Source organism: Streptomyces sp. NPDC020490, from assembly GCF_044335305.1.
Taxonomy (GTDB): domain Bacteria; phylum Actinomycetota; class Actinomycetes; order Streptomycetales; family Streptomycetaceae; genus Streptomyces.
Genome location: NZ_JBIRUY010000017.1, coordinates 23,574 through 35,873 on the forward strand (window position 1 = coordinate 23,574; position 12,300 = coordinate 35,873).

Sequence of the window (12,300 nt, forward strand, 5' to 3'; positions counted from 1 at the left end):
CGCGGAGTTCCACTGTCCGGGCGCTGTAACGGATCATCACCGGATCTCCATCAGCTCTCTGCCCGACCTGCGCGGCTCGCTAGGTTTACCGCACATGCGGGCCGGTCTCCCAGGCGGCGCTGCCCCAGGAAGAGAATCGGGAAGCAACGAGATGAGACACGTTCAGACTGGAATGGGAGCGCGGCAAGGCATGGGCGTTCGAGCAGGCGATGGGTCTTGTCTGGTACTACGCCGAGAGCAATCCGACGATGAGCACCATGGGGCGCCTGACACTCGACCGCATTCTGGAGTCGACGAGGTGATGTCGCCCCGATCGTGGGCCGTGACAGAGATGAACGCTGTCACTGTCAGCGGGACGGGCTGGTCGGACCGGCCGACGGCCGGTCGGCGAGCAGATGCCGTCCCTGCGGTCGGGTGGCCCCGGCGGTGGTCGAGGTGCGCTCCCTCGCGCGGCTGCGACGCGGCCGGGGATCGCGGCTGCGGCGCGATCCCCGGCGTCTGTCGATGGCTGCCTGCTCAGTACATCGTTCCGTCGGCGCGCCGACCCAGCGACTGTGCCAGCGAACTGATCGTGTTGTGCTTGACCCAGGCCCCGGACGCGGAGCCGTCGGGACTGCGGTTGGCGGACACGCCGTCGGTGTTCGACAGGCTCGAGGAGTAGCTCATCGACTGGACCGTCGCACCGGCCGAATCCTTGAGGATCACCTGATCACCGCTGTTGGACAGGCTGAGGCCACCGGTGCTCGCAGCCACCGCCACGATGCCGCCAGGGATGGCGGAGGCTCCACCGAACACGGTGATCGCCTTGCCGGGCTGCAATGTCGTCCCGGACGCGAAGGTGTGGCGTACTGCCGTCCCGTCGCGGATGGTCCAGCCCCCGATGTCGATCGCTGTGCCGCCGATGTTCACGATCTCGACGCCCTCGCCCGCGGTGTCGCTGCCCGGCTCGTTGGCCAGCACTTCGTTGATGACGACGTCGGCCGGACCCCCTGCGCCGCCCGCCGTGACGGTGACGTTCTGGGTCGTGGTGTGCGTGGCGCCGCCGTTGTCCGTCACGGTCAGGGACACCGGGTAGGTGCCCGCCGACGCATAGGTGACGCTCGGGTTGGTCGCGCTCGATTTCTGTCCGTCGCCGAAGTCCCAACTGCGACTCACGATCGTGCCGTCGGCGTCGGTGCTGCCGTCCGTGAAGGTGCACGCGAGATCGGTGCAGGAGTGCGTGAACGACGCGGTGGGCGGCTGGTTCACCCCGCCGCCGCCAGTGACGAAGTCGTAGCGAGCCAGCACCGGGTAGTGATCGCTGGTCGTGGTGGCGTAGTTCGGAACGTACGCCTGGGGCTGGAAAGCGGTCGCCGAGCCCGGGACGTACTTCGCCTGGACCTCGTCGGTGTTGAGCTGGTGGTCGATGAAGTCCGGGTAGCCGGTCGTCGACGCCACCCCGGCCAGCGACAGTGCACGCGTCGGGAAGCCGTAGCGGGCCGTGTCGTTCACGAAGTTGGCGTAGGGTGATGCCTTCCCGGACACTATCGACGTGTCTACGTCGTCGTTCCAGTCGCCGATGACGAAGACGTTCTGCGTCGGGTACGTGGTGTCGAGGTAGGACTTGAGAGCCTGCGATGCGGAGCTGCGGAGGTTCCACGCATCCGCGGTGGCCCCGGACTTCGCGTGCAGGACGATGAAGACGAGGTCCCGGGTCACGCCGTCGAAGGTTCCCCGCAACGTGAACTCCACCGGCGGGCGGCCCGCGAAGTTGCTGTTCTGGTCCGTCAGGATGACCTTCGCGCTCACCAGCGTGGCCATGCTGGTGCGCCAGACGAGCGCGACCTTCTGCTCGGTGTTGCCGAAGTCGGAGTAGTACTGCGCACCGTTCGTCACGACCGGGTCGTTCGCCACGACGCCGGTGTAGCCGGGCATGCCGGCGACGAGCGCGTCGAACGCCGAGGTGCTGACGACCTCGGACAGGCCCCACACGTCCATGTCGGCCCCCGACATGACGTCGCGGACGTTCTCCTGCTGCAGCGCCTCGTCGGTCGGGCCGAAGTCCGGCGAACCGAACCACTCGACGTTCCAGTTGCCCACGTCGAGCTGCGTCGGTGATCCCTGCGACGGGATCGGGGTGGTGGCTGCGCCCACCGCCGGAACGGCACCGGCGGATGCCAGCGCCACGGCGGAGACCAGCGCACATATGAGTGCGCGGAGGCTGAGTCTCATCGGCAACGACCCTTTCGGTGTTGGTGTGTTGCTGAGCTCCCGTTGCTCCTGTTCATCGTGTGAAGCAGGTGCAGGGAGCATCCCGTCTCGGCCGATGGGCACACAAGACCGCAGCGGAACGCGCAGTCACCTTCACGTGCACAGCGGGGGCGCACGCGTGTCTGCCCGGTCCTCTGATCGCCTCACACCCTCGAGAGGACGCCTGTGACCATGCCCGACCTTCACTGCGAGGGGATCACGGTGTCCTGTCTCGATCGATCTGAGGCATTGCGGCCCGGTGACGATGGCTGCCTCAGATCGATCGAGGCATCGCTGGTGGGGTTGTCTCATCCGGCCCGAGGCAGCCCAGGCGTTTGCGGGAGCGCCGTCTCCGGAGCCCCGGCCCGGTGGTCGATCAGCTCCAGGTCATATTGATCTCGCGCCCGAAATTGACGTACCCGGCGCGATGGAAGGCGTTCGCCATCGGGACGTTGCCCAGGTCTGTGGACGCGCGGATGCGAGGGACATCCTGCTCGGCAAGGACGCGGGTGCCCTCGGCGAGCAGGTCGTCGATGTAGCCGTTGCCGCGGTGCGTGGGAAGGACCGCGATGTAGGCGATGATCGCGTTGTAGCCGTTGTGGGCCGGGAGGACGAAGCCCACTGGTTCTCCGGCGGGCAGCGTTGCGATCCGCCACCAGTCTCGTGGGCTCGTGTAGCGCGCCAGCTCGTCCTCGTAGTGCTTGATGGCCGCCTCCTGGGCGGACATCCGGGTCAGGTCGTGACGGCCATGTGCGTCCAGCGTTCCGTCCATGACCGAGGCCATCAGTGCCACGAGTTCATCGGCGCCGCGGATCGGCCGGAACGCAAGGCGCTCGGTGGGCTTCGGGACTGGCGATTCCGGATGCCACTCCAGGCGCAGCCGTTCGACGAAGAGCCTGGCACCGGTCCGTTCCAGTACCGTCATGCGGTTCTCGACGGCTTCTCTGGTCCGTGCGTTCTCACGCCAGTCCGGCGGGACGAAACGGCTGTACTCGGGGGGACACGACCCGTTCGAAAGGGTGGCGGCCATCGCGGTGTGCAGAAGTCGCACCCCGATGTCGCTCTGATCGGGGTTCGGGGCGTCGTCGTCGATGTCGAGGACGTCCAGGATGAGCGGTGTGTCGCTGCCGACTCGGCTCCACCAGGCAGCTCTGGCCAGTAGGCGGTCACCGCGCAGGGCGACCCACATCCATTCCGGGCGTCGTCGGCCGACGGCAAGGTCGTCTGCCAGTTCCTCGTTGAGGACATAGGGCAGTTGAGAGAAGAGATCGAGTTCTTCGGGTCCGTTGATCGGACGTATGGTCAGGTCGTTCTGGTTCACGGTTCAGGCACGCTCCGGTGAAGGCGCCCGTCCGCTCCGGGGTCAGACGCGGTCCGCGCCCCGGGAGGACGCAAGCGCGGTGATCATGCGGATCATCGGCTCATCCCTCCTCTCGCTGTCGTGCCCCTCACCCTTGCGGCGGGGGCTCGTTCGCAACATCTATCCAACCGCAGCCCCTGTGCGCAATCCGTTTTCGAGGTCCGCCGAGACAGGACACGGACGGACCCCGCATGACCATCCGGCGCCCATGTACTAGAGTTATCTCGACATCGAGATATCTGCCGAGGTGCACCGCAGTCGCCACCCCGCTGAGGCATGCCTTACTTGGTCTTGCCTCGGCGGATGGGTCCAGAGGCCGTGGCGGCACCACGCGGCGGTAGCCGCATATGGTTTGCGGTGTGGTGGTACGCGCACATCAATGAAGGAGACTGTCGTGTCGGCGAACAGCTTCGACGCCCGCAGCACGCTGCAGGTGGGCGACGAGTCGTACGAGATCTTCCGCCTGGACAAGGTGGAGGGCTCGGCCCGGCTCCCCTACAGCCTGAAGGTCCTGCTGGAGAACCTGCTCCGCACCGAGGACGGCGCGAACATCACCGCCGACCACATCCGTGCCCTCGGCAACTGGGACTCGCAGGCCCAGCCGTCGCAGGAGATCCAGTTCACGCCGGCCCGCGTGATCATGCAGGACTTCACCGGCGTCCCCTGCGTCGTCGACCTCGCCACCATGCGCGAGGCCGTCAAGGAGCTCGGCGGCGACCCGGCGAAGATCAACCCGCTGGCCCCGGCCGAGCTGGTCATCGACCACTCCGTCATCGCCGACAAGTTCGGCACCAACGACGCCTTCAAGCAGAACGTCGAGCTGGAGTACGGCCGCAACAAGGAGCGCTACCAGTTCCTGCGCTGGGGCCAGACCGCGTTCGACGAGTTCAAGGTCGTCCCGCCGGGCACCGGCATCGTCCACCAGGTGAACATCGAGCACCTGGCCCGCACGGTCATGGTCCGGAACGGGCAGGCCTACCCCGACACCCTCGTCGGCACCGACTCGCACACCACCATGGTCAACGGCCTCGGCGTGCTCGGCTGGGGCGTCGGCGGCATCGAGGCCGAGGCCGCCATGCTCGGCCAGCCGGTCTCCATGCTGATCCCGCGCGTCGTCGGCTTCAAGCTCACCGGCGAGCTGCCCACCGGCACCACCGCCACCGACCTCGTGCTCACCATCACCGAGATGCTCCGCAAGCACGGCGTCGTCGGCAAGTTCGTCGAGTTCTACGGCGAGGGCGTGGCCGCCACCAGCCTCGCCAACCGCGCCACCATCGGCAACATGTCGCCGGAGTTCGGCTCCACCGCCGCGATCTTCCCGATCGACGACGAGACCCTCAACTACCTGCGTCTGACCGGCCGCAGCGACCAGCAGGTCGCGCTCGTCGAGGCGTACGCCAAGGAGCAGGGCCTCTGGCTGGACCCGAAGGCCGAGCCCGACTTCTCCGAGAAGCTCGAGCTGGACCTGTCGACGGTCGTCCCGTCCATCGCCGGCCCCAAGCGGCCGCAGGACCGGATCGTCCTCGCGAACGCCGCCGAGCAGTTCAAGCAGGACGTCCGCAACTACGTGGACGTCGTGGACGAGGCGGGCCAGGAGTCCTTCCCGGCCTCCGACGCCCCCGCCGTCGCCCCGAACGGCGCGCCCAGCAACCCGGTCCAGGTCACCGCCCCCGACGGGACGACCTACGAGCTCGACCACGGCGCCGTCACGGTGGCCGCCATCACCTCCTGCACCAACACCTCCAACCCGTACGTCATGGTCGCCGCCGCGCTCGTCGCGAAGAAGGCCGTGGAGAAGGGCCTGACCCGCAAGCCGTGGGTCAAGACCACCCTCGCCCCGGGTTCCAAGGTCGTCACCGACTACTTCGACAAGGCGGGCCTGACCCCCTACCTCGACAAGGTCGGCTTCAACCTCGTCGGCTACGGCTGCACCACCTGCATCGGCAACTCCGGCCCGCTGCCGGAGGAGGTCTCCAAGGCCGTCAACGACCACGACCTCGCCGTCACCTCGGTGCTGTCCGGCAACCGGAACTTCGAGGGCCGTATCAACCCCGACGTCAAGATGAACTACCTGGCCTCCCCGCCGCTGGTCGTCGCGTACGCCATCGCGGGCTCCATGAAGGTGGACATCACGCGCGACGCCCTGGGCACCGACCAGGACGGCAACCCGGTCTTCCTCAAGGACATCTGGCCCTCCGAGGCCGAGGTCAACGACGTCGTGGCGAACGCCATCGGCGAGGACATGTTCAACAAGTCCTACGCCGACGTCTTCGCCGGCGACGCCCAGTGGCAGGCGCTGCCCATCCCGACCGGCAACACCTTCGAGTGGGACGCCGAGTCGACGTACGTGCGCAAGCCCCCGTACTTCGAGGGCATGGGCATGGAGCCGGAGCCGGTCTCCGACATCTCCGGCGCCCGGGTGCTGGCCAAGCTGGGCGACTCGGTCACCACCGACCACATCTCCCCGGCCGGCGCGATCAAGGCCGACACTCCGGCCGGCCAGTACCTCACCGAGCACGGTGTGGAGCGCCGTGACTTCAACTCCTACGGCTCCCGCCGAGGCAACCACGAGGTCATGATCCGCGGCACGTTCGCCAACATCCGCCTGCGCAACCAGATCGCGCCGGGCACCGAGGGCGGCTACACCCGCGACTTCACGCAGGAGGGCGGCCCGGTCGCCTTCATCTACGACGCCTCGCAGAACTACCAGGCCGCCGGCGTCCCGCTGGTCGTCCTGGCCGGCAAGGAGTACGGCTCCGGTTCGTCCCGCGACTGGGCGGCCAAGGGCACGGCCCTGCTCGGCGTCAAGGCCGTCATCGCCGAGTCCTACGAGCGCATCCACCGCTCGAACCTCATCGGCATGGGCGTCCTGCCGCTGCAGTTCCCGGAGGGCGCCTCCGCGGAGTCCCTCGGCCTGACCGGCGAGGAGAGCTTCTCCATCACCGGCGTCACCGAGCTGAACGAGGGCACCACGCCGCGCACCGTCAAGGTCACCACCGACACCGGTGTCGAGTTCGACGCGGTCGTCCGCATCGACACCCCCGGTGAGGCCGACTACTACCGCAACGGCGGCATCATGCAGTACGTGCTCCGCAACCTGATCCGCAAGTAGGCCGCGGCACACGGCAGTTCAGGGCCGCATCCCCGGTGACGGGGGTGCGGCCCAGCGCCGTGTCCCCGGTGACGGGGGTGCGGCCCAGCGCCGTGTCCGCGACCGGGCGCCCGGACGGCCCCGTTCGGCTCGGTCCGGCCCGAGCCGCCCGCGCGCCGGAACCGCGCCGGAACCGCGCCGGAAGCGGGCAGGCGCCGGGCAGGCGCCCGCGCCGCGTCCACTTCGCGTACGTCCTGTGTGCCTCAGGCGTTTACAACCGGGCCACTCGGCGCTAGCTTCGCCAGTGGAGAGGTGGGAGCGCTCCCATGACGGTGGACCGGAACCCGCCGCCACGGGGCGCTCCCATCTCGCCCGCTCGGACCATCGACGCACGCCCGTACCCCGCACACGGCCGCAGCTGAAGGAATCCGAATGTCATGATCCTGTCAACCGATATCGTGCGCCGACCGGCGCCCTCCACCCGGACCAAAGCTCTCTTCCTGGTCCTGGTCTCCCTGCTCGCCACCGTCCCCGCCCTGGCCCTGGTGCTGACGGCCGGCGGGCCGGCGCAGGCCCACGGCACTCCGATGAAGCCCGGCAGCCGTACCTTCCTGTGCTGGCAGGACGGCCTCACCGACACCGGTGAGATCAAGCCGGTCAACCCGGCCTGCAAGGCCGCCCAGCAGATCAGCGGCACCACGCCGTTCTACAACTGGTTCTCGGTGCTGCGCTCGGACGGCGCCGGCCGCACCCGCGGCTTCGTGCCGGACGGCGAGCTGTGCAGCGGCGGCAACCCGAACTTCACCGGCTTCAACCTGCCACGCGACGACTGGCCGCTGACCCACCTCACCTCGGGCGCGACCGTCGACTTCGCGTACAACGCCTGGGCCGCGCACCCGGGCTGGTTCTACGTCTACATCACCAAGGACGGCTTCGACCCGACCAAGACGCTGACCTGGGACGACCTCGAGGACACCCCGTTCCTCAGCGTCGACCACCCGCCGCTCAACGGCACTCCGGGCACGGTCGAGGCCAACTACTCCTGGTCCGGCAAGCTCCCGGAGGGCAAGTCGGGGCGGCACATCATCTACATGGTGTGGCAGCGCTCGGACAGCGCGGAGACCTTCTACTCCTGCTCCGACGTGGTCTTCGACGGCGGCAACGGCGAGGTCACCGGCATCCACGACCCGGGCAACCCGACGGATCCGGTCCCCGGCACCTGCTCCGCCACCCGCAAGACGACCGGCACCTGGAACGGCGGCTACCAGTCCGAGGTGACCGTCACCAACACCGGCGACGTGCCGATGCTGGGATGGATGGTCGACTGGACGCTGCCGGCCGGCCAGAAGGTCGACAGCCTGTGGAACGGCAACGCCACCTACACCGGCCAGGAGGTGATGGTCCACAACGCCGACTGGAACGGCTCGCTGAGTCCAGGGGCGAGCACCACCTTCGGATACGTCGTCACCGGCAACGGCGGCGACACGGCGACGACCCTGCCCTGCCAGGTCGGTTAGGCCCTGCGAGGGGGTGCAGGCGTGCCCCGGCCCACGCACGTCGCCGTGGGCCGGGGCACGCGTCTGCCGGCGCCCGGACGCGGCGCTCAGGCCAGCAGTTCGACCTCCGAGACGACCGCCTCGCCGTCGAAGAGCAGGCGGTACTTCGCGTACGTGCCCGGCGACGCGACCGTGAACGCGCGGGTCTGCCGGTCCCAGGCGAAGGACTCGCCGGACCGCTTGTCGAGCGTCTTCCACACGGCGCCGTCGGCGGAGCCCTGAAGGGTCCAGCCGGCCGGCGCCTCGGAGCGGTCCGAGGACGAGCTCAGCGTGTACTGCACCCCCTTCACCCGGCCGGACACCGGAAGGTCCACGGACGTCACCGTGGCGCCCGTCGCCGAGGTGTCGTCGAAGAGGGCCCCGGCGCCCTTCAGCACGTCCGCGCGGGGCGTCGGCACCTTGTCGTCCCGGGTGATGGACACCGGCGCCGCGTTCCTGCCCGAGCCCCACGACGACGGCTCCGGGCCCATGTCGAACTCCAGCACCCCGCCCTTGGCGAGCAGCGCGTGGGGGAGCGAAGTGGACTTCCAGGTGCGGCCGTTGACCTTCAAGCCTTGTACGTACACGTTCCTCGCGCTGTTCTTCGGCGCCTCGACGACGAGGTCGTGACCGCCTTCCAGATGGACCGTAGCTTTCCTGAACAGCGGGGAGCCGACGGCGTATTCGCCGCTGCCCATCACCAGCGGGTAGAAGCCGAGCGCGGAGAAGAGGTACCAGGCCGACTGCTCGCCGTTGTCCTCGTCGCCGTGGTAGCCCTGCCCGATCTCGCTGCCGGTGTAGAGACGGGACAGCACCTCGCGGACGTTCCGCTGCGCCTTCCACGGCTGCCCGGCCGCGTCGTACATGTAGATGACGTGGTGGGCGACCTGGTTGGAGTGCCCGTACATGCCCATCCGCACGTCCCGCGCCTCGGTCATCTCGTGGATGACGCCGCCGTAGGAGCCGACGAGGTCGGGGGACGCCGTCTCCGGCGTGGCGAAGTACTCGTCGAGCTTTTCCGCGAGCCCGCCGCGGCCGCCGTAGAGGTTGGCGAGGCCGCGGCTGTCCTGCGGGGCGGAGAAGGCGTAGCCCCAGCCGTTGGTCTCGGTGTAGTCGTGACCCCACACGCGCGGGTCGTACTTCGCGGAGTCGACCCGCCAGCGGCCCTCGGCGTCACGGCCCTGGAAGAAGCCGGCCCTGGAGTCGAACAGCTTGACGTAGTCCCGGGCGCGGTTGAGGAAGTACTCGGACTCCTCCCGGTAGCGCTTGTCGCCGGTCTTCCGGTAGAGCGCCCGGCCCATCCGCGCGATGCCGTAGTCGTTGACGTAGCCCTCCATGGCCCACGACAGGCCCTCGTGCGTGTCGGTGCCGGTGTAGCCGAGGAAGGGGGAGGTCGCCATGCCCTTGCGGCCCACCCCCGGCGACGGCGGCACCACGGTGGCGTTCTTCAGGGCCGCCCGGCAGGCCGCCTTCGCGTCGAAGCGGACGCCCTTGACGTATGCGTCCGCGAACGCCACGTCCGAGGAGGTGCCGGTCATCAGGTCCGCGTAGCCGGGGGAGGACCAGCGCGAGGTCCAGCCGCCGTCCTTGTACTGCTGCACGAACCCGTCGACCATCTCGCCCGCCTGGGACGGCGTCAGGAAGGAGTACGCCGGCCAGGTCGTCCGGTAGGTGTCCCAGAAGCCGTTGTTGACGTACACCTTGCCGTCGACGATCTTCGCGCCGGTGTGCGTGGGGGTGTCCGGACCCGGCATCGCGGAGAACGGCGAGGCGTACCGGTACGTCGAACCGACCTTCTCGAAGCCGGAGTTGGGGTACAGGTACAGCCGGTACAGGCTGGAGTAGAGCGTGCTGAGCTGGTCCGGCGTCGCGCCCTCGACCTCGACCTTGCCGAGGATCCGGTCCCAGGCCCGCCGGGCGCGGTTCTCGACCACGTCGAAGGACGTGCCGTCCGGGATCTCCTGGGCCAGGTTGTCCTCGGCCTGGTCGACGCTGATCAGCGAGGTCGCCAGGCGGAGGGTGACCGTGCGGTCGTCGCCCGCGTCGAACCGCAGGTAGCCCTTGACGCCGCTCGACGCCCCGTCCGTCACCGGCTTGTCGAAGACGCCGTAGACGAACAGGCGGGTGGCGCCGGCCGACAGGCCGGACTTGACGTCCGAGTAGCCGGTGACGATCCCGTGCTCCTTGTCGAGGGTCAGCCCGGCCTGGTCGGTGACGTTGTCGAAGAGCACACTCGCGTCGTCGCCGGGGTAGGTGAAGCGCAGCGCCGCCGCGTGGTCGGTGGGCGCCATCTCGGCCTTCAGGCCGTTCTCGAACCGCACCCCGTACAGGTACGGCCGCGCGGTCTCGTTCTCGTGCCGGAAGGCCAGCTCCCGGGCGTCACGGCCGGTGTCCGGGGTGCCGGACGCGGCGGACGGCATCACCTGGAAGGTCTGCCGGTCGCCCATCCACGGGCTCGGCTCGTGGCTGGCGCTGAACGCCTGGATCGTGGGCAGGTTGTCCGCGTTGCCGGCGCGCGCGTAGTCGTACAGCCAGCTCAGCGAGGACGCGTTGGTCACCGGCGTCCAGAAGTTGAAGCCGTGCGGTACGGCGGTCGCGGGGAAGGCGTTGCCGCGCGAGAAGCCGCCGCTGGAGTTGGTGCCGCGGGTGGTCAGCGCGTAGTCGGACAGGTGGGCCTTCGGCCGCTCGGGCGGGGCCCGGTCGATCGTCACGTCGTCCAGCCAGCCCCGGAACTTCGCCGGCCCGCCGGGGGAGTCGTACGCCACCAGGACGCGGTCGACCGTCCTGCCGGCCGCGACCGACCCGATCCGCGACACCACGTTGTTCCACTGGTTGACGTACAGCGCCTTGGAGGCTCCCTGCCCCCGCGGCGAGAGCGCGAAACCGTGCTGGTCGGTCGCGCCGAGGCCGCTGAGGTAGGTGCCGTCGGTGAAGGCGAGGTCCACGGAGACGTTCGTGGCGTCGTAGTCGCGGTCGCCGTCCGCCATCGACGGGAAGATCCGGTACGACAGCCGGCTGTCGCGGCCGACGGCCACGTTCACGTCGAAGACCTTGTTGTACGAGTACGCCCGCCCGTCGGCGATGTGCCGTCCGGCGTAACGCAGGGCGCGCTTTCCGGTGAATCCGGCGCCCGCCTTCGCGGTGGGCGAGCCCACCGGGCCGCGGTCCACGAGCGTGCGCATGTCCTCGGGCACCGGGGCGCTGCTGCCGTCGGAGAACTGCACGTCGGCGAGTTGCACGATGTCAGAGGCCCCGTTGTTCCCCGTGATGTCGAGGCGTAAGTGCCGGTACTCGGCCGGTGCGGCGAGATCGTAGGTCTTGGTCTGGAACCGCTCGGAGAAGGTCTCGCCCGAGCGGGTGTCCAGGGTCTTCCAGTCCTTGCCGTCCGTGGAGCCCCGCAGGGTCCAGTCCCTGGGGTCGCGCTCGCCGTGGTCGTTGGCCGAGGTGAGCGCGTACTTCACGATCCCGGCCGGCTCGTCCAGGTCGAACTCGACCCAGCCGGTGGGCTCGAAGGTGAGCCACTTGGTGCCCGGTTCGCCGTCGACGAGGTTCTCCTTCACCTCGCCCGCGCCGGTGTTCTCGCCGCCGGCCCGCAGGCCGGTGACGCGGTCGGTCACGCTGCCCGGGATGCCGGTGGTGTAGCCGCCGTCGACTCCCGAGGCCCGCTCGGCGCCGCCGGGGCCGGTGTCGACGGTGTTCAGCCAGTCCGGCGCCGGGTCGCCGGCCTCGAAGGAGGACGCGAACCCCAGGCCTGCCGCCGCGGCCTTCGCCGGCAGGGCCGTCGCCGCTCCCGGTGATCCGGCGGCCAAAGCGAAAGCGGCGGTCAGAACGACCGCCGGACCCCATCTGCGCCGAGTTCTCCCGTGCATTCGCGAGCACCCTCCCTGTATGTGCGACAACGTTGTCAGGCGCCTTGCGCAGAGACCAGTAGCGAGCAAGTGCTCAGTGATGTCAAGGGTGTTGCCTGTGGTGTTCGTGGCCTATGTCGCGGATTTTTCCGGCAGCGCGCCCACCGGGGGCGCGTATTTCCTCGAGGTCTCAACTCGGATAAGACCATCGACGAACCTTGCATTCGATCTTGATCC

5 protein-coding genes and 1 pseudogene are annotated in these 12,300 nt (G+C 69.0%); 3 read left to right on the forward strand and 3 right to left on the reverse strand.

Going from position 1 to position 12,300, the window contains the following annotated elements:
* Positions 1 to 167: 167 nt before the first annotated feature.
* Positions 168 to 302 (forward strand): annotated as a pseudogene (locus ACH4ZX_RS19225) (aminoglycoside phosphotransferase); the annotation flags it as partial.
* Between the two features lie 214 nt (positions 303 to 516).
* On the opposite strand, the gene ACH4ZX_RS19230 reads toward ACH4ZX_RS19225, so the two are convergent.
* Positions 517 to 2,211 carry a lamin tail domain-containing protein gene (locus ACH4ZX_RS19230; RefSeq protein WP_398273744.1) on the reverse strand — a complete coding sequence of 565 codons (1,695 nt, stop codon included), beginning with the start codon at positions 2,209 to 2,211 and terminating at the stop codon, positions 517 to 519.
* Positions 2,212 to 2,605: 394 nt separating this feature from the next.
* Positions 2,606 to 3,550, reverse strand: coding sequence for a GNAT family N-acetyltransferase (locus ACH4ZX_RS19235; RefSeq protein ID WP_398273747.1), 945 nt, complete (start codon positions 3,548 to 3,550; stop codon positions 2,606 to 2,608).
* A 433-nt stretch (positions 3,551 to 3,983) separates the two neighbouring features.
* Between ACH4ZX_RS19235 and acnA the strand changes: the two genes are divergently transcribed.
* Positions 3,984 to 6,701 carry an aconitate hydratase AcnA gene (gene acnA, locus ACH4ZX_RS19240; RefSeq protein WP_398273750.1) on the forward strand — a complete coding sequence of 906 codons (2,718 nt, stop codon included), beginning with the start codon at positions 3,984 to 3,986 and terminating at the stop codon, positions 6,699 to 6,701.
* Positions 6,702 to 7,117: 416 nt separating this feature from the next.
* Positions 7,118 to 8,197, forward strand: a complete 1,080-nt coding sequence (locus ACH4ZX_RS19245) for a lytic polysaccharide monooxygenase (RefSeq protein ID WP_398273753.1) — start codon at positions 7,118 to 7,120, stop codon at positions 8,195 to 8,197.
* 86 nt (positions 8,198 to 8,283) lie between these two features.
* On the opposite strand, the gene ACH4ZX_RS19250 is transcribed toward ACH4ZX_RS19245, so the two are convergent.
* Positions 8,284 to 12,084, reverse strand: a complete 3,801-nt coding sequence (locus ACH4ZX_RS19250) for a GH92 family glycosyl hydrolase (RefSeq protein ID WP_398273756.1) — start codon at positions 12,082 to 12,084, stop codon at positions 8,284 to 8,286.
* Positions 12,085 to 12,300 lie beyond the last annotated feature (216 nt).

What these genes read in the sequence shown, in the direction of transcription:
- ACH4ZX_RS19230 (WP_398273744.1), bottom strand. Translation starts at nt 2,211, where the DNA reads ATGAGACTCAGCCTCCGCGCACTCATATGTGCGCTGGTCTCCGCCGTG.
- ACH4ZX_RS19245 (WP_398273753.1), top strand. Translation starts at nt 7,118, where the DNA reads ATGATCCTGTCAACCGATATCGTGCGCCGACCGGCGCCCTCCACCCGG.
- ACH4ZX_RS19250 (WP_398273756.1), bottom strand. Translation starts at nt 12,084, where the DNA reads ATGCACGGGAGAACTCGGCGCAGATGGGGTCCGGCGGTCGTTCTGACC.